General features: G+C 73.2%; 18 protein-coding genes. 12 read left to right on the top strand and 6 right to left on the bottom strand.

Going from position 1 to position 16,304, the window contains the following annotated elements; genetic code table 11:
- Positions 1 to 2: 2 nt before the first annotated feature.
- Positions 3 to 647, bottom strand: a complete 645-nt coding sequence (locus tag ACF9IK_RS24725) for a response regulator (protein ID WP_395296286.1) — start codon at positions 645 to 647, stop codon at positions 3 to 5.
- Positions 635 to 1,864, bottom strand: a complete 1,230-nt coding sequence (locus tag ACF9IK_RS24720) for a sensor histidine kinase (protein ID WP_395296285.1) — start codon at positions 1,862 to 1,864, stop codon at positions 635 to 637. Before ACF9IK_RS24720 ends, ACF9IK_RS24725 begins: the two co-directional genes overlap by 13 nt.
- A gap of 134 nt (positions 1,865 to 1,998) precedes the next feature.
- Between ACF9IK_RS24720 and ACF9IK_RS24715 the strand changes: the two genes are divergently transcribed.
- Both ACF9IK_RS24715 and ACF9IK_RS24710 read left to right on the top strand, forming a co-directional pair.
- Positions 1,999 to 2,538 (top strand): hypothetical protein, encoded by a 540-nt coding sequence (locus ACF9IK_RS24715; protein WP_395296284.1) that lies wholly within the window; start codon positions 1,999 to 2,001, stop codon positions 2,536 to 2,538.
- A complete protein-coding gene (locus ACF9IK_RS24710) occupies positions 2,535 to 2,972 on the top strand; it encodes a hypothetical protein (RefSeq protein ID WP_395296283.1) in 438 nt (145 codons plus the stop codon). The genes ACF9IK_RS24715 and ACF9IK_RS24710 overlap by 4 nt, the downstream gene beginning before the upstream one ends.
- 107 nt (positions 2,973 to 3,079) lie before the next feature.
- Here ACF9IK_RS24710 and ACF9IK_RS24705 read toward each other — a convergent pair whose 3' ends face one another.
- Positions 3,080 to 3,958, bottom strand: coding sequence for a helix-turn-helix transcriptional regulator (locus ACF9IK_RS24705; RefSeq protein WP_395296282.1), 879 nt, complete (start codon positions 3,956 to 3,958; stop codon positions 3,080 to 3,082).
- Between the two features lie 269 nt (positions 3,959 to 4,227).
- On the opposite strand from ACF9IK_RS24705, the gene ACF9IK_RS24700 reads away from it, so the two are divergent.
- The 3 genes from ACF9IK_RS24700 (at position 4,228) to ACF9IK_RS24690 (ending at position 6,848) form a co-directional block, all read left to right on the top strand.
- Positions 4,228 to 5,553: an MFS transporter gene (locus ACF9IK_RS24700; protein WP_395298674.1), complete on the top strand. Its 1,326-nt coding sequence runs from the start codon at positions 4,228 to 4,230 to the stop codon at positions 5,551 to 5,553.
- Between the two features lie 197 nt (positions 5,554 to 5,750).
- A complete protein-coding gene (locus ACF9IK_RS24695) occupies positions 5,751 to 6,329 on the top strand; it encodes an NADAR family protein (RefSeq protein WP_395296281.1) in 579 nt (192 codons plus the stop codon).
- A gap of 192 nt (positions 6,330 to 6,521) precedes the next feature.
- The gene (locus ACF9IK_RS24690) at positions 6,522 to 6,848 is read left to right on the top strand and encodes a hypothetical protein (RefSeq protein WP_395296280.1); all 327 of its coding nucleotides are present in this window, start codon (positions 6,522 to 6,524) and stop codon (positions 6,846 to 6,848) included.
- A 74-nt stretch (positions 6,849 to 6,922) separates the two neighbouring features.
- Here the strand turns inward: ACF9IK_RS24690 and tnpA are convergent, their stop codons facing one another.
- A complete protein-coding gene (tnpA, locus tag ACF9IK_RS24685; protein ID WP_395292292.1) occupies positions 6,923 to 7,339 on the bottom strand; it encodes an IS200/IS605 family transposase in 417 nt (138 codons plus the stop codon).
- 25 nt (positions 7,340 to 7,364) lie between these two features.
- On the opposite strand from tnpA, the gene ACF9IK_RS24680 reads away from it, so the two are divergent.
- From ACF9IK_RS24680 to ACF9IK_RS24670, 3 genes are all read left to right on the top strand, one after another.
- Positions 7,365 to 8,579, top strand: a complete 1,215-nt coding sequence (locus ACF9IK_RS24680; RefSeq protein ID WP_395298430.1) for an RNA-guided endonuclease InsQ/TnpB family protein — start codon at positions 7,365 to 7,367, stop codon at positions 8,577 to 8,579.
- A 290-nt stretch (positions 8,580 to 8,869) separates the two neighbouring features.
- A complete protein-coding gene (locus ACF9IK_RS24675; RefSeq protein ID WP_395296279.1) occupies positions 8,870 to 9,097 on the top strand; it encodes a hypothetical protein in 228 nt (75 codons plus the stop codon).
- A 68-nt stretch (positions 9,098 to 9,165) separates the two neighbouring features.
- On the top strand, positions 9,166 to 10,506 hold the full coding sequence (locus ACF9IK_RS24670; protein ID WP_395296278.1) for a hypothetical protein: 1,341 nt from the start codon (positions 9,166 to 9,168) through the stop codon (positions 10,504 to 10,506).
- Between the two features lie 113 nt (positions 10,507 to 10,619).
- Here ACF9IK_RS24670 and ACF9IK_RS24665 read toward each other — a convergent pair whose 3' ends face one another.
- Positions 10,620 to 12,002: a glycine--tRNA ligase gene (locus ACF9IK_RS24665; RefSeq protein ID WP_238741019.1), complete on the bottom strand. Its 1,383-nt coding sequence runs from the start codon at positions 12,000 to 12,002 to the stop codon at positions 10,620 to 10,622.
- A 190-nt stretch (positions 12,003 to 12,192) separates the two neighbouring features.
- On the opposite strand from ACF9IK_RS24665, the gene ACF9IK_RS24660 reads away from it, so the two are divergent.
- Genes ACF9IK_RS24660 through ACF9IK_RS24645 form a run of 4 tightly spaced genes read left to right on the top strand, consistent with a single transcriptional unit; the run spans position 12,193 to position 15,332 of the window.
- Positions 12,193 to 13,146: a metal ABC transporter substrate-binding protein gene (locus tag ACF9IK_RS24660; RefSeq protein WP_395296277.1), complete on the top strand. Its 954-nt coding sequence runs from the start codon at positions 12,193 to 12,195 to the stop codon at positions 13,144 to 13,146.
- A 16-nt stretch (positions 13,147 to 13,162) separates the two neighbouring features.
- Positions 13,163 to 13,927 (top strand): metal ABC transporter ATP-binding protein, encoded by a 765-nt coding sequence (locus ACF9IK_RS24655; RefSeq protein WP_395296276.1) that lies wholly within the window; start codon positions 13,163 to 13,165, stop codon positions 13,925 to 13,927.
- Entirely contained in the window at positions 13,924 to 14,883 is a 960-nt protein-coding gene (locus tag ACF9IK_RS24650) for a metal ABC transporter permease (RefSeq protein WP_395296275.1), read from the top strand. The genes ACF9IK_RS24655 and ACF9IK_RS24650 overlap by 4 nt, the downstream gene beginning before the upstream one ends.
- A 35-nt stretch (positions 14,884 to 14,918) precedes the next feature.
- Positions 14,919 to 15,332: a Fur family transcriptional regulator gene (locus tag ACF9IK_RS24645; protein WP_395296274.1), complete on the top strand. Its 414-nt coding sequence runs from the start codon at positions 14,919 to 14,921 to the stop codon at positions 15,330 to 15,332.
- Positions 15,333 to 15,455: 123 nt separating this feature from the next.
- Here the strand turns inward: ACF9IK_RS24645 and ACF9IK_RS24640 are convergent, their stop codons facing one another.
- The gene (locus ACF9IK_RS24640) at positions 15,456 to 16,304 is read right to left on the bottom strand and encodes an isoprenyl transferase (protein ID WP_395296273.1); all 849 of its coding nucleotides are present in this window, start codon (positions 16,302 to 16,304) and stop codon (positions 15,456 to 15,458) included.

Below are 16,304 nucleotides of genomic sequence, written 5' to 3'. Positions count from 1 at the left end.
GGCTATCCGACCTCCAGGAAGCGCAGCACCGCCAGCACCCGGCGGTGGCTGTCGTCGGCCGGGGGCAGGTCGAGCTTGGTGAAGATCGAGTTGATGTGCTTGGCCACCGCGCTGTCACTGACCACCAGGGCGGCGGCGATCGCGGCGTTCGACCGGCCCTCCGCCATCAGGCCGAGCACGTCCCGCTCGCGCGGGGTCAGCTTCTCCAGCGGGTCCCGGTGGCGGCGGACCAGCAGCTGGGCGACGACCTCCGGGTCGAGCGCCGTGCCACCCTCGGCGACCCGCTGCAGCGCGTCCACGAAGTCGTCCACATTGGCCACCCGCTGCTTGAGCAGGTAGCCGACCCCGCTGGTGTTGGTGGCCAGCAGGTCGGCGGCGTACCGCTCCTCGACGTACTGGGAGAGCAGCAGCACCGCGATCTCCGGCCACTGCCGACGGATCAGCAGCGCGGCCCGGACGCCCTCGTCGGTGAAGCCCGGCGGCATCCGGACGTCGGCCACCACCACCTGCGGGCGGTGCTCCTCGACCGCGGCGAGCAACGCCTCGGCGTCCCCGACCGCGGCGGCCACCTCGAAGCCCACCGCCTCCAGGACCTTGACCAGGCCGACCCTGAGCAGGACCGAGTCCTCGGCGATCACAGCGCGCACGGCAACTCCACGGTGATGGTGGTCGGGCCCCCCAGGGGGCTGAGAACGGACAGCGTGCCGTCGACCGAGGCGGCGCGCTTGCGCAGACCGGTGAGCCCGGTGCCGCGCGCGGCGTCCGCGCCGCCCACGCCGTCGTCGCTGATGACCAGGCGCAGCCGGCCGCCCGCCGTCCGCACCGAGAGGTCCACCCGGGAGGCCCGGGCGTGCTTGGCGACGTTGGTCAGTGCCTCGGAGACGGTGAAGTAGGCGACCGCCTCGACGGTCGGGGCTATGCGCTCGGCCAGCCGGACGTCGAGCCGGACCGGCAGCGGCGCGCGGGCCGCGATGCCGGAGAGCGCCGCGTCCAGACCGCGGTCCTCCAGGACCGCCGGGTGCAGGCCGCGGACCAGGTCGCGCAGCTCGTCGATGGCGGCCTGGGCCTCCTCGTGCGCCTCGACGATCACCTGCATGGCCTTCGGCGGCACGTCCTTGAGGGTGCGCCGGGCGAGGCCGAGGTTCATCGCCAGCGAGGTGAGCCGCTGCTGGGCGCCGTCGTGCAGGTCGCGTTCGATCCGGCGGCGCTCGGCGTCGACGGCGTCGACCAGACCCGCCCGGCTCTCCACGACCTCCTCGATCCGGTGCTCCAGCGTCTCCGCCAGCCCCGGGCCGAGCAGCCGCACGGCCGCCCGCTCCTCCAGCCGGGACAGCAGGGCCGCCGCCCACGGCAGCACCGCCAGCAGCGCGGCGCCGCCGACCGCGAGCGGGACGTCCAGCTGGTACCACTGGTGGCGCACCGGACTGGAGAGCGGCATCAGCCAGGCCCACGCCCAGACGGTGGTGCCCGCCAGGGCGGCGCCCCAGGCGTAGACGACCACCAGCGCGCAGAGCGCCAGCAGCGGCCCGGCCAGCAGGTGGTAGCCGACCTGGCGCCAGCTCACGCCGGTGCGGATCCGGGGCAGCAGGCCGCTCGGGGCGTCGTCCGCCCGCAGCAGCGGGGGCACCTCGATCCCGCGCAGGGCACGGAGGCGGCTGCGCTGGAGGGCCGTGAGCGGGCGCAGGCAGAGCAGGACCAGGCCGAGGATCACCAGGGACAGCCGCGGCGACATGACGGCGAACCAGATCGGCAGGGCCGGCGGGATTCCGGCCGCGAGGAAGCGCGTGTCGCGCCAGGGCGCCGCCGACCACGGCGGCCGGGCGGCGCCCCTGGCGAGCGCGCGGCGCAGCGTCGTGGTGGGCACGGCCGACAGCGTAGAGGGCGGTGATCGACAACTGCCATGGAGGGGGCTGCCGAGTAGGGGTGTACCTGGCTACACCCCCGATTCGGTGCGGCGCACTACCGACGCGGGGCCCTGCCGGACGGGAGTCTGACGGCATGACGAGCACTGCATCGCACTCCGCCACCCCGCCTTCCGGGCACCCCGCCGAGGCCGCCGACGACCCCGAGGGTCCGCTGCCGGTCGGGCCCTCGGGCCCGACCGGGCCGCACGGGCCGTGGTCGGTGCGCAGCGCCCGGGCGACACGCGGGCGCCGGGCCCTGGAGGTCTACGAGTACGGCGAGTTGGCGGACGTCCTGGTCGCCGTCCGGCTCGGCCTGCCGCTGCTGCGGGGCGCCCGGCGCTGCACGCTCCGCGGGGCCCGCGGGTCCTCCGCGCTGGCCTGGGGCCGGCTGCCGCACGGCGGCGCCGTGCCCGTCGTCGGGTTCACCGGCGGGCGGCTGCGGCGGCCGGGGCACCCGGGCCGGATCACCGCCGTGCCCGAAGTCGTCACGGTGGCCGGCGCGTTCTGGCTCGCCTGGGCCGAGGGGCGGTTCGACGGAGTGCTGGTCCGGCACGCGGGCGGCTGTGAGCGACAGAATCTGGAGCGGGTCCGCCCCTGGCTGCGGTTCCCGCTGCAGGCCGGGAGCGCGCTGTGAGCACCGCCGTCCTGGGGGCGCGTCCGGTACCCAGGCCCCGCGCCCTCGCACCGGCCGGCCAGGCCGGCTCCCCAGCCCGCCCCGCCGGCTCTCTGCCGGCCTGGGCCTGGCGGCTCCCCGCCGTGGCCGCCGCCGCGCTGCTGCCCTGGCTGGTGGTGCTGGCGGTCTGCCACGAGACCGCCTGGGTCGCGCTGGACCTCGGCGAACTGGCCGCCCTGCTGCGGCTGGACGCGCTGCTGCGGCGCCGGAGCCCGGCCGCGTTCCCCGCGGCCTGCGCGGTGGCGGTACTGCTCACCGGCGACGCCCTGGCCGATGTCGGCACCGCCGGCCACGGCCTGCCGCTGCTCGCCGCCTTGGTGATGGCCGGCTGCGTCGAACTGCCGCTGGCGGCCCTCTGCCTGGCGCTCGGCCGACTCGAGGCGGCCCGCGCCTGAGCGTTCCGCCCGCGAGCAGCGGCCAACCCGCTCCGGCCGGCCCACCTGCCTGGGCCCACCCGCTCGGGCCCACCTGCCGACCGGCCCGCGCCCGGGCGTTCCGCCCGCTACAGCCCGTCGGTCATCAGGTCCAGCCGCGCCCGGGTCTCCTCGTCCCGGGGCGTGTAGGCCACCAGGCGGGCGCTGGGCCGCGGCCCCAGCCAGAAGCTGGTGTAGTCGAAGTGCAGCAGCCCGACGCCCGGCACCATGAACCGCTTCAGCCCGTTGCCCGGGGTCATCACGTCGTGCCGCTGCCAGGCCTCCTCGAAGTCCGGCGAGGCCTTGCGCAGCCGGGCGAGCAGTGCCTTCCAGGCCGGCTCGGCGCTGTGATCGGCCATCGCCGCACGGAACCGGGCCACCATGGTCTCCCGCTCGTTCTCGTGGTCCACCAGCACCTCCCGGAAGCGGGAGGGCGTGAACGCCATCCACATCAGGTTCCGGTCCTCGAACGGCAGCTCGTCGATGTCCCCGACGATGTGCGTGTAGGGCCGGTTGAGCGCCAGCACGTCGAACCGGGCGTTGACCACCGCGGCGGGCATCGGCGACATCTGCTCCAGGACCAGCCGGATCGCCGGCGTCACCGTCAGGCACTCCCGCACCGGCGCCGGGTCCTCCGCCCCGGCCAGCACGAACAGGTGGCCCCGCTCGGCCGGGTCCAGCAGCAGCGCGCGGGCCACCGCGTCCAGGACCTGGGCGGAGACCTGGATGTCCCGGCCCTGTTCGAGCCACGTGTACCAGGTGACGCCGACCGCGGCGAGCTGCGCCACCTCCTCGCGGCGCAGCCCCGGCGTCCGGCGGCGGCCGGTCATCGGCAAGCCCACCTGCTCCGGTGCGATCCGTTCCCGGCGGCTGCGCAGGAAGGCGGCCAGCTCGTGCCGCCGGGCCTCGGCGGGCGCGACGGGGGCGGCGTTCCCGGGGATGGGGGCGGGGGCTGTCGTCAGGCTCATGGCCCCAGCATGCGCCAGCGCGGAGCCTATTGCCAGGTACTTCTTATACCTGGATAACCACACTCTGGTACCAGGTTGTCGGGCGGCGGATCGTATGACCCGTGACCCAACAACTCGCCGCCGCCAGGCCCACCGCCGCCAAGACCACCGTCACCGCGTCCCCCGAGCCGGCAGGATCCGCCACCGCCACCACCGGTGCCGGCCCGGCGGGCGTCGCCCCGCTCGGCACCGCCGGGCTCGCCACCCTGCTGCTCGGGGCCTTCCTGACGATGCTCGACTTCTTCATCGTCAACGTCGCCCTGCCCACCATCGACCGGGACCTGGCCGCCGGCCCCGCCGTGCTGGAGCTGGTGGCCGCCGGGTACGGCATCGCCTTCGCCGTCCTCCTGGTGCTCGGCGGCCGGCTCGGCGACATCTTCGGGCGCCGCCGCCTCTTCACCGCCGGCGCCGCCGCGTTCGCCCTGACCTCGCTCGCCTGCGGGCTCGCCCCGGACGCCTGGACGCTGGTCGCCGCCCGCGCCGCGCAGGGCGCCTCGGCCGCGCTGCTGATCCCGCAGGTGCTCGGCACCGTCACGGCCGCCACCCACGGCGCCCGGCGCGGCCGCGCGCTCAGCCTCTACGGTGCGGTAGGCGGCATCTCGGTGGTGATCGGGCAGGTGCTCGGCGGCATCCTCGTGGCCGCCGACGTCTTCGGCACCGGCTGGCGCTCGGTCTTCCTGATCAACGTGCCGTGCGCGCTGATCGCCCTCGTCCTCGCCGTCCGGTACGTACCGGAGAGCCGCGCCGAGCGGGCCGCCCGGGTCGACGTCCCCGGCACCGCGCTGCTCGCCGCCGCCCTGCTGTCCCTTCTGGTCCCGCTGATGGAGGGCCGCGCGGCCGGCTGGCCGCTCTGGTCCTGGGTGCTGCTCGCGCTGTTCCCGGCCCTCGCCACCGCGTTCGTCCTGGTCGAGCGCCGCACCGAGCGCAGCGGCGGCTCCCCGCTGGTGCCGCCCACCATGCTGCGGATCCCCGAGATGCGGCGCGGGCTCGGTATCGCGCTGCCCTTCTTCGCCGGGTTCGGCGGGTTCATGTTCGTCATCGCCGTCGCACTCCAGCAGGGCCTCCACCTCGGCCCGGTGACGGCCGGGTGGGCGCTGGTCCCGATGGCCGTCGGCTACTTCGCCGCCTCGCTCGCCGGCCCCCGGCTGATCGGCCGCTTCGGCAGCCGGGTGCTCACCGCGGGCGCACTGGTCCAGGCGATCGGCCTGGCCGGCCTGGCGGCGACCGTCCTCGCCGACTGGGCGCACTTCTCCCCGCTCCGGATGGTGCCGGGCGTCGCCCTCGCCGGCATCGGCCAGGGCCTGATCGGTACCCCGCTGTTCCGGGTGGTCCTCTCCAAGGTGCCGGCCGACCGGGCGGGCGTGGGCAGCGGCGTCCTCGCCACCGGCCAGCAGTCCAGCCTCGCCCTGGGCGTGGCCACCCTGGGCTCCCTCTTCCTGGCCCTCTCCCCCTCCCTCGGCATGGACCGGGCGCTGGCCCTCTGCCTCGGCGTCCAGCTGCTGGGCGCGCTGACCGTCCTCGGCCTGACCCTCCGTCTCCCCCGCTCGATCGGCTGACGGTCCGTCCTCGGGTCACGACCGAGCACCCGGCCCCCACCGCTCACCACAGCGGCGGGGGCCGCTGCGTCGTCCGACCCGGCCCCGCGCCTCCTCCGGCGCGCCCTGCTGTTCCGACCGGTCCGCGCGGGTCGGGTGCCACGGCGTCGCCCGAAAGCCGTTGGCCGACCACCACCCCTTTGTGTCAGCATGACGATATGAGTAAGGAATTCACCGGGAACCCGCTCGACGCCCGCAGCCGCGCGGAGCTGGTGGCCGCGGTCGCCGGCGGTGCGGAGCCGAAGTGGCTGCTGTTCTGGGGGCACCGGCCGCAGCGGGACGGGTCGGTCGGACCGGGGGCGCTGAGCCAGTGGTGGCCGTGCGCGTTCACCGTCGACGGCGTCGAGTACGCCTCCGCCGAGCACTGGATGATGGCCGGCAAGGCACGGATGTTCGGGGACGAGGCGATCGTGCCCCGGATCCTCGGGGCCGCCACCCCCGCCCAGGCGAAGAAGCTCGGACGGATGGTCAAGGGCTTCGACGCCGCGGTCTGGACGGCCGGCCGGTTCGAGCTGGTCGTCCAGGGCAACCTCGCCAAGTTCGGGCAGGACGAAGCGCTCGGGGAGTACCTGCTCGGCACCGATCGGCGCGTCCTGGTCGAGGCCAGCCCGGTGGACCGGATCTGGGGCATCGGACTCGCCGCCGACGACGAGCGGGCGCAGCGGCCGGCCTGCTGGCGGGGCGAGAACCTGCTCGGCTTCGCCCTGATGGAGGCCCGCACCCGGCTGGCGCGGTGAGCACGGTCGCGCCCGTACTGGGGCACGGTTGCGCTGTCGACGGGAGCCGCACTCGCCCTCGCACCCCGGGTCCTGCGGCCCGGGGCCCAGCCGGGGCACAAGACCCGGCCCGGGCCCGACACCCAGCCCGGCGCAAAGCCCCGGCCCAGGCGTGCGCCCGGGCCGGAGGCGCTGCTCGCGCTCGTCGGGGCGTTGTTCCTCCTCAACCAACTGGCCTTCGCCGTCCACGTCCGGCGGGTGCACGGCGGGAGCACCGCGTTCATCGCGCGCCATCTGCCGCCCGGGTGGTTCGCCGTGCCGCGCGACAGCCGGCCGATCGACTGGCTCGCCGCGCACACGCCCGCGCCGGAACTGCTCGCGCCGTCCGTCCTGCGCGTCCAGGCGTTCCTCGAACTGCCGCTCGTCCTCCTGGCGTTCGCCGCGGTGCTGCGCCGGCTGGACCGCTCGCTGTACGTCCGGGTTGCCGCCTCGCCGCTACCTGGACTAATCGCAGTGCACCGGGCTTCAGCCCGGTGGTGAAGCGATTCTGAACCCTGCTCTGACCTGTGCGGTGGGCACCCTCCCGCACTGTGGACGGTGCCCACCGCAGACCGTCAAGCCGGACGGTTCTGCTGCTCGATGTACTGCCGGACTATCGACAGCGGCGCGCCGCCGACTGATCCGGCGAAGTACGAACCGGACCACAGACGCTGTGCGCGCCAGTAGTGCTTGACCAGCTCGGGGTACTCCTGCCGCAGCCGGCGCGAGCTGACGCCTTTGAGCGAGTTGACCAGCTTGGACAGGGCGACCTTCGGCGGGAAGTTCACCAGCAGGTGGACGTGGTTGTTCTCGCCGTTGAACTCGACCAACTCCACCTCGAAGTCGGCGCACACGTCCCGCATGATCTCTTCGAGCCGGGTCAGATGCCGCTCGGCGAACACCTTGTGACGGTACTTCGTCACGAAAACCAAGTGCGCATGCAGGGCGAAAGCGCAGTGCCGACCAGTGCGGATGTTCTGATACTCAGCCATAAACCAAAATGGTACGGTGCTGACCGTGCAGCTCAGGTACAGCTTCCGCGTGTACCCGAACGGGCCTCAGCGTTCCGCGCTGGCCAGGGCGTTCGGGTGTGCACGGGTGGCCTTCAATGATGCCCTCCGGGCACGTGAGACCGCCCGCGCCGCCGGGCTGCCGTTCATCCCGTCCGGCGAGCTGTCCAAGCAGCTCACGGCCGCGAAGAACACCCCCGAACGGGCATGGCTCGGCGAGGTGTCCGCCGTGGTGCTGCAACAGTCCCTCCGGGACCTGGACACCGCCTACCGGAACTTCTTCGACGGCCTCAAGGGCATGCGCCCGAAGATGGGACCGCCCCGGTTCAAGTCCCGCAAGGACACCCGGCAGGCGATCCGCTTCACCGCGAACGCCCGATGGAAGATCACACCGGGCGGCGACCTATCGCTGCCGAAGATCGGCGACGTGCGGGTGAAGTGGTCCCGCGCCTTGCCGTCCGTGCCATCCTCGGTGACGGTGATCAAGGACAGCGCAGGCCGGTACTTCGCCGGCTTCGTTGTCGAGACGGACCCCGAGATCCTTCCCGAGACCGAGCCGGTCACCGGTCTCGATCTCGGCCTCGGACACTTCGCCGTCCTCTCGGACGGGCGGAAGATCGACGCCCCGAAGTTCCTCCGGCGCGCAGAGAAGAAGCTCAAACGCGCACAGCAAGCCCTGTCCCGTAAGGCCAAGGGCAGCAAGAACCGCGAGAAGGCCCGTCACAAGGTCGCTCGCAACCACGCACGGGTGGCCGACGCCCGGCGCGAGTTCCACCACCAGGTCTCCACCGGACTGATTCGCGAGAACCAAGCAATCGCGGTGGAAGACCTGGCGGTCAAGGGACTCGCCCGCACACGGCTCGCCAAGTCCGTGCACGACGCCGGATGGTCGGCGTTCGTCACCATGCTGGAGTACAAGGCCGCGAAGTACGGCCGGAACCTGATCAAGATCGGCCGCTTCGAGCCGACCTCCCAGGTTTGCTCCCACTGCGGCGTCAAGGACGGCCCCAAGCCGCTGAACATCCGCGTCTGGCAGTGCCAGGCGTGCGGCGTCTGGCTGGACCGGGACGTCAACGCCGCCGTCAACATAGCCACGGCCGCCGGACTGGCGGTGTCAGCCTGTCGAGCGCGGGTAAGCCGGGGACCCGTCCCCGCACAGCGCGAAGAAGCAGGAACCCACCGAGACGGTCAGACGACCGTGGTAGGAATCCCCGCCCTTTAGGGCGGGGAGCGGAAGTCAATGCCGCTCGCCGCCGCTTCGTACACCGCGGCGTTCTGCGCCGTGGAGTGGGACCTGCGCAATCCGTACACGGTGGACGACATCGTCCTGCGGGTCGTCTCGGCGCTCGTCACACCGCTGCTGCTCTACGACCTCGCCCGGCTGGACGAACAGCGGCTGGAGCGCTCGTTCGTCGCGCTCTCCGTGCTCGCCGCGACCCGCTTCCTGCCGCGGTCCGGCCGTCCACCGGGCCCACGCGTCGCCGCGCTCACGGAGGCCCTGGGCCGGGGCTCGTGCTGTTCTTCGTCCCCGCGCTCGCCGTCCGGTACGCCGGGAACTTCGGCACGCCCGCGCTCCCCGCCGCGGCGGGCGCGGCCACGGGCTGCCTGACCGTCCTCTGCTTCACGGATCCCTACTACGAGGCCGCACTCCTCCGGGCGGCCGTCGTCGCGCTCGGCACCACGGGCGCCGTCTGCGCCCTCCTGGACGCCAGCCGCAAGCCGCTCGACGCACTCTCGTAACGTGAACGCCTTTTGCCGAAGCCAGGATGGCCCGCAGTCAGGGTCGAGATGGACAGGGTGCGGCGATCATGCGGATACGGCACACGGAACAACCCAGAGCCGAACACACAGCTGAGAGCGAGCAGGACGCCATCGAACTACGTTCGGAGCTGGACGAGTTACTCCGCGCGCGGCAGTACGCCGACCAGCGCGAGCGCCGGCTCGCCGATGCGGTGCGGGCCCTCCCGGAGCGGCAGCGGCCGGACGCGGAGCTGCTGCGGCAGCTCACCAGGGCCCGGACACTGCGCGAGGAGATCGGCGCGCGCTGCCTGGAACTGAGCGAGCAGCTCCTGGACGTGGAGCAGCGCCTGCGCCAGCCCGCCCCCCGCCGGGCGGCACCCGGCCCGGGGCCGGCCCCCCAGCCGGACACCGACGCCCGGTTCTGGGGCGCGTACGACGATCCGTTCGCGCCCTCGGCGCCACAACCCGCTCCCCCGCCCGCCACCGACACCCCGCCCGGCACCGACACCCGGCCCGAGAACGCACAGAGCCGGTCCGGCAGCACGCAGGCCCGCCCCGAGGAGCCCGCAGCCCGAGCGGCACCCTCGCCACCGCCCGCACCCAAGCCGCCCCGCCGCCGCTCCCCCGGCGAACTCGCCGCCCTCGCCGAGCGGATCGCCACCCTGCACCACCGGGGCGCCGCCCGGGAGAGCGCGGCACTGCTCGACCAGGCCGCCGCCCTCCTCCTGCCTCCCGACACCGCCCGCCTCGCCGCGCTGCTGATCCGGAGCGGTCCGGACGGCGCCTCCGTCCGGCTGGCCCGCGGCGCCGCCGACGGCGAGCCGGAACAGGCCGCCGCCACCCTCGCCGAGCTGCGCCAGGCCGGCCTCGCCGAGGAGGCCACCGAGCTGTTTCACGCCCTCTGGGGCCTCCCGGTCGACACCCTGCCGGCCCTGCTCGCCGCCCTGGAGCAGACCGGACAGCCCGCCGACGGCGCCACTCTGCTCTGGCACTGGGGCTCCGCGCCGACCGCCGAACTGTCCGCCCTCGCCGCCGCCCTGGAGCGGGCGGGCCGCACCGGCGACGTCCGGACCCTGCTGCGCCAGGCGGCCGGCCGGCCCACGGCCGACCTCGCCGCCCTGGTCGGCACGCTGCCCGCGCCGCTGCCCACCGCCCTGCTGCACGAGCTCGCCGCACTCCGCCCGTCCACCGAACTGGTCCGGCTGGCCTCCGCGTTGAAGGACCGCCGAGAGCTCTACGACGGGCTGCTGGCCGCACTGACCGCGGACGAGGGCCGCCACCGCACCACGCTCGCCGCACTCCGGACGGCCGGGCTGCCCACCACCCCCGCCGCCCGGCCCCGGTCCCGCTGGGGACGGCGCCGAGCGGACGGCGCCGCGCAAGCCACCGAGCCGCCGCCCGGCCGCTGAGCCACCGCCGACCGACCGCGCCACCGAACCGTTGGCCAGCGCCGCCGGCGGCAACGCCGGAGCCCCCGCCCGCCCGGAAGGGCGAACGGGGGCTCCGGTCGGACGGAAGGGCCTCAGCAGCCGATCAGCCGCGCCGCCAGGTACGACTTCACCTGGTCCAGCGAGACGCGCTCCTGCGACATGCTGTCGCGGTCGCGCACGGTCACCGCGTTGTCCTCAAGGGTGTCGAAGTCGACGGTGACGCAGAACGGCGTGCCGATCTCGTCCTGCCGGCGGTAGCGCTTGCCGATCGCGCCGGCGTCGTCGAACTCGACGTTCCACGCGGTGCGCAGGTCTGCGGCCAGGCCGCGGGCCTTCGGCGAGAGGTCGGCGTTGCGCGACAGCGGCAGCACCGCGACCTTGACCGGGGCCAGGCGCGGGTCGAGCCGCATGCCGACGCGCTTCTCCATGACGCCCTTGGCGTTCGGCGCCTCGTCCTCGAAGTAGGCGTCGATCAGGAAGGCCAGCATGGCGCGGTTGAGGCCCGCTGCCGGCTCGATGACGTACGGGAAGTACCGCTCGCCGGACTCCTGGTCGAAGTACTTGAGGTCCTGGCCGGAGGCCTCGCTGTGCACCGTGAGGTCGTAGTCGGTGCGGTTGGCGATGCCCTCCAGCTCGGAGAACTCGCTGCCACCGAAGTTGAAGCGGTACTCGATGTCCACCGTGCGCTTGGCGTAGTGGGAGAGCTTCTCCTTCGGGTGCTCGAAGAAGCGCATGTTCTCGGTGCGCAGGCCGAGGTCGACGTACCAGTCCCAGCGCTGCTGGAGCCAGTACTCGTGCCACTGCTCGTCCTCGCCCGGCTTGACGAAGAACTCCATCTCCATCTGCTCGAACTCACGGGTGCGGAAGATGAAGTTGCCGGGGGTGATCTCGTTGCGGAAGCTCTTGCCGGTCTGGGCGATGCCGAACGGCGGCTTCTTGCGCGACGTGGTCTGGACGGCCTTGAAGTTGGTGAAGATGCCCTGGGCGGTCTCCGGGCGCAGGTAGGCCAGGCCACTCGCCTCCTCGGTGACGCCGAGGTGGGTCTTCAGCATGCCGGAGAAGTCCTTGGGCTCGGTGAAGGAGCCCTTGGTGCCGCAGTCCGGGCAGTTGATGTCCTGGAGGCCGTTCGGCGGCGGGAAGCCGTGCTTGGCCTCGTACTTCTCCTCCAGGTGGTCGGCCCGGTGGCGCTTGTGGCAGGAGAGGCACTCGGTCAGCGGGTCGTTGAAGGTCGCGACGTGGCCGGAGGCCTCCCAGACCTCGCGGGCCAGGATCACCGACGAGTCGAGTCCGACGACGTCCTCACGGGCCTGGACCATCGCGCGCCACCACTGGCGCTTGATGTTCTCCTTCAGCTCGACGCCCAGCGGCCCGTAGTCCCAGGCGGCACGCGTGCCGCCGTAGATCTCGCTGCAGGGGTAGACGAAGCCACGGCGCTTGCTCAGGCTGACGATCGTGTCGATCTTGTCGGCGGCCACAGTGCTCTCTTCAGTACGACGGCACGGTCAGGGCACGGCTGGTTGCACGTTCCCGAATACCTCAGGTTACCGGCCATCCGGGTAGGAGGTTCAAATCGGTATCGCCCGGCCCGTCCCGGCCACCCCCACCGACCGTTCACCCGCCCGAGTGATTTGACAATCATTTCCAATTAACCTGAGAATGGTTGTCATGATGATCCGACGACCTGCCAGCACTTCCATAGCCTTGGCCGCCACCACCCTCGCGGCCGCCCTCCTCCTCACCGCCTGCGGCGGGGACAGCAGCGCCAAGGGCACGGACGGCAAGCTGGACGTCGTCGCCTCCTTCTACCCGATGGAGTACCTCGCCGCGCAGATCGGCGGCGAGCACGTCAAGGTCACCGACCTCACCGCCCCCCGCGTCGAACCGCACGACCTGGAGCTCACCGCCAAGCAGGTGGCCGCCGTCAAGAAGGCCGGCGCGGTGGTCTACCTCAAGGGCCTGCAGCCCACCGTGGACAAGGCGGTCGCCGGCTCCTCCACCAAGCACGTGGTCGACGCCGCCGCGGCCAGCCCGCTGGAGGACCACCACCTCGCGGAGGGCCACACCGAGGGCGACGGCCACGACCACGACGGGGCCGCCGGCGACCCGCACATCTGGCTCGACCCGACCCGCTACGCGACGGTCGCCAAGAGCGTCGGCGCCGAGTTCGCCAAGGCCGACCCGGCGCACGCCGAGGACTACCGGAAGAACACCGACGACCTGGTCGCCCGGCTCACCGCCCTGGACGAGGAGTTCAAGGCCGGTCTGAAGGACGCCGGGAGCAGGACCTTCGTCACCAGCCACGCCGCCTTCGGCTACCTCGCCGAGCACTACGGCCTCACCCAGGTCGCCATCAACGGCGTCGACCCGGAGTCCGAGCCCACCCCGGCCCGCCTCGCCGACGTCCAGAAGGCCGCCAAGGACAACGGCGTCACCACGATCTTCTTCGAGACCCTGGTCAGCCCCAAGCTCGCCGAGACCGTCGCCAAGGACCTCGGCCTCAAGACCGCCGTCCTGGACCCGCTGGAGGGCGTCAAGGACCCGGCCAAGGACGACTACCTGACGGTCATGCGCCAGAACCTGGCCAACCTCCGGGCCGCACTCGGCGCCACCACCAGCTGACAGGACGGCAGAAGCGATGACCCACCCGACACCCCCGGCCGTGCACCTGCGTGCCGCCGTCGCCTCCCGCGGCGGCCGGCCGGTGCTGCGCGGCGTCGACCTGACCGTGGCCGCCGGCGAGGTCGTCGCCCTGCTCGGCGCCAACGGCTCCGGCAAGTCCACCACCGTCAAGGCCGTGACCGGGGCCGTGCCCCTGGAACACGGCGAGCTGGAGCTGTTCGGCACGCCGTTCGCCAAGTTCCGCGCCTGGCAGCGGATCGGCTACGTGCCGCAGCGCACCACCGCCGCCTCCGGCGTCCCGGCCACCGTCCGCGAGGTGGTCTCCACCGGACGGCTGCCGCAGCACCGGCTGCTGCCGTTCCGGCGCCGGGACCGGGAGGCGGTGGACCGCGCACTGACCGCCGTCGGCATGCTCGACCGGGCCTCGGACGGCGTCGCCGACCTCTCCGGAGGCCAGCAGCAGCGGGTCCTGATCGCCCGCGCCCTGGTCGGCTCGCCCGACCTGCTCATCATGGACGAGCCGATGGCCGGGGTGGACGCCGCCAGCCAGCAGGTGCTCGCCGACACCCTGCGCAGCGAGGTCGCGCGCGGCGCCGCCGTCCTGCTGGTGCTGCACGAACTCGGGCCGCTGGAACCGCTGATCGACCGCACGGTGGTGCTCCGCGACGGCTGCGTGGCCCACGACGGGCCGCCCGTCCCCAACACCGGCCTGCACGCCCTGCCCGGCCACGACCACGTCCACCCGCACGCCGACCACACCCCGCCGAGGCTGCTCGCATGATCGACCTGACCGAGATGCTCAGCTACGACTTCATGCAGCGCGCCCTGCTCGCCGCCGTGCTGGTCGGCTTCACCGCGCCCGCCGTCGGCATCTACCTGGTGCAGCGGCGACAGGCACTGATGGGCGACGGCATGGGACACGTCGCGATGACCGGCGTCGGCCTCGGCTTCGTCTTCAACACCAGCCCGGTCTGGATGGCCGTGCTGGTCTGCGTGCTCGGCGCCGTCACCATGGAGCTGGTCCGCTCGCGCGGCAACCAGCGCGGCGACATCGCCCTCGCCCTGCTCTTCTACGGCGGCATGGCCTGCGGCAAGCTGCTGGTCTCCACGTCCGCCCAGGGCGGGGCCACCGCCCTGGAGAGCTACCTCTGGGGCTCGATCCTGACCGTGGACCCGGCCGACCTCGTCACCATCGCCGTCCTCGGCGCGGTGGTCATCGCCGTCACCGTCGGCCTGCGGCGCCAGCTCTTCGCGATCTGCCAGGACGAGGACTTCGCCCGGGTCACCGGCGTGCCGGTGCGCCTGCTCAACCTGCTGCTCGCCGTGATGGCGGCCGTCACCGTCACCGTGGCCATGCGGGTGGTCGGCCTGCTGCTGGTCAGCGCGCTGATGGTGGTCCCGGTGGTGGCCGCCCAGCAGCTCACCCGCTCCTTCGCCGTCACCCAGGCGGCCTCGATCGCGCTCGGCGTGGTGGTCTCGCTCGCCGGCGTCACCACCTCCTTCGAGGCCGAGCTGCCCCCCGGCCCCGCCATCGTGCTGCTGGCCATCGTCGTCTTCGCGGTCTTCAGCGCGATCGCCGGCCCGCTGGCCCGCCGTCGGCACCGGCCGGCCGCCGACACCGGCCCGGCGGTCTGCGACGTGCGCCTGCCCGGCCAGGGTTCGTCGGGCCGGGGCTCGTCCGGTCGGGGCCCGTCCGACGCGATCACTCCGGAGCGGAGGGCGGGGCTGGCACAATGAGGGGCGAGACGCCAACACCCCCAGGAGGACCCACGGTGACCACCGCAGGCCCGTCGCCGCGCGCCCGATCGACCCGGCAGCGTGCCGCCGTCTCGGCGGCCCTGGACGAGATCGCGGACTTCCGCAGCGCGCAGGAGCTCCACGACATGCTCAAGCACCGCGGCGACTCGGTCGGCCTGACCACGGTCTACCGCACACTGCAGTCGCTCGCCGACGCGGGCGAGGTCGACGTCCTGCGCACCGCCGACGGCGAGGCCGTGTACCGCCGCTGCAGCAGCGGGCACCACCACCACCTGGTCTGCCGGCACTGCGGCGCCACCGTCGAGGTCGAGGGCCCGGCCGTCGAGCGCTGGGCCAACTCGGTCGCCGCCGAGCACGGGTTCAGCGACATCGCGCACACGCTGGAGATCTTCGGCACCTGCGCGGAGTGCGCCAAGAAGCAGGCCTGAGCCGGCAGCAGACCGGTACGGGAGCCGGAAGGGCCCTGCGGGACGCGTCCCGCAGGGCCCTTCCGGCTGTCCCGGCGTCAGCGCCACACCGTTCCCGGCGTCGGCGCCGTCGTCTCCGGCGCGTCAGCGCTGCGAGGGCACCTCCGCCACCACCGACTGGGCGGCCACCTCGTTGGGGATCGCCCCGCCGAAGCGGCGGTCGCGCATCGCGTACTGCTCGCAGGCCCGCCAGAGGTCCCGGCGGTCGAAGTCCGGCCAGAGCACGTCCTGGAACACGAACTCGGCGTACGCGGACTGCCAGAGCAGGAAGTTGGACGTCCGCTGCTCGCCGCTCGGGCGCAGGAAGAGGTCCACGTCCGGCATGTCCGGGTGGTACAGGTACTTGGCGATGGTCTTCTCGTTGACCTTCCGCGGGTCCAGCTTTCCGGCCGCGACATCGGCCGCGATGGCCTGCGCCGCGTCCGCCAGCTCGGCCCGGCCGCCGTAGTTGACGCACATGTAGAGCGTCACGGCGTCGTTGCCCTTGGTCTGCTCCTCGGCGACCTGGAGCTCCTGGACGACGCTCTTCCACAGCTTCGGCATCCGGCCGGCCCAGCGGATCCGCACGCCCATCGCGTCCATCTCGTCGCGGCGGCGGCGGATGACGTCCCGGTTGAAGTTCATCAGGAACTTCACCTCGTCGGGCGAGCGCTTCCAGTTCTCGGTCGAGAACGCGTACAGCGAGATGTTCTTCACCCCGAGCTCGATCGCGCCCTTGAGGACGTCCAGCACGACGCTCTCGCCGACCTTGTGGCCCTCGGTGCGCGGCAGCCCGCGCTCCTTGGCCCAGCGGCCGTTGCCGTCCATCACGATGGCGACGTGGTCGGGCACCAGCTCGCCGGGGATCTTCGGGGGCTGGGCGCCACTGGGGTGCGGGGTCGGGGGGACGTACGCCCGCTGCTTGCCGCCGCCGAAGAGCCGTCGCGCTGCCAT

Origin of the sequence: Kitasatospora hibisci (genome assembly GCF_043950205.1) — a bacterium.
Taxonomy (GTDB): Bacteria; Actinomycetota; Actinomycetes; order Streptomycetales; family Streptomycetaceae; genus Kitasatospora; species Kitasatospora hibisci.
Note: the sequence above shows the minus strand (reverse complement) of the source record. Positions and strands in the feature narration are given on the sequence as shown.

Bases quoted from the DNA above. Each gene is read 5' to 3' on its own strand.
- ACF9IK_RS24650 (WP_395296275.1), top strand. From the start codon at position 13,924: ATGATCGACCTGACCGAGATGCTCAGCTACGACTTCATGCAGCGCGCC.
- ACF9IK_RS24655 (WP_395296276.1), top strand. From the start codon at position 13,163: ATGACCCACCCGACACCCCCGGCCGTGCACCTGCGTGCCGCCGTCGCC.
- ACF9IK_RS24700 (WP_395298674.1), top strand. From the start codon at position 4,228: ATGCTCGACTTCTTCATCGTCAACGTCGCCCTGCCCACCATCGACCGG.
- ACF9IK_RS24695 (WP_395296281.1), top strand. From the start codon at position 5,751: ATGAGTAAGGAATTCACCGGGAACCCGCTCGACGCCCGCAGCCGCGCG.
- ACF9IK_RS24705 (WP_395296282.1), bottom strand. From the start codon at position 3,958: ATGAGCCTGACGACAGCCCCCGCCCCCATCCCCGGGAACGCCGCCCCC.
- tnpA (WP_395292292.1), bottom strand. From the start codon at position 7,339: ATGGCTGAGTATCAGAACATCCGCACTGGTCGGCACTGCGCTTTCGCC.
- ACF9IK_RS24670 (WP_395296278.1), top strand. From the start codon at position 9,166: ATGCGGATACGGCACACGGAACAACCCAGAGCCGAACACACAGCTGAG.
- ACF9IK_RS24715 (WP_395296284.1), top strand. From the start codon at position 1,999: ATGACGAGCACTGCATCGCACTCCGCCACCCCGCCTTCCGGGCACCCC.
- ACF9IK_RS24660 (WP_395296277.1), top strand. From the start codon at position 12,193: ATGATGATCCGACGACCTGCCAGCACTTCCATAGCCTTGGCCGCCACC.
- ACF9IK_RS24640 (WP_395296273.1), bottom strand. From the start codon at position 16,304: ATGGCAGCGCGACGGCTCTTCGGCGGCGGCAAGCAGCGGGCGTACGTC.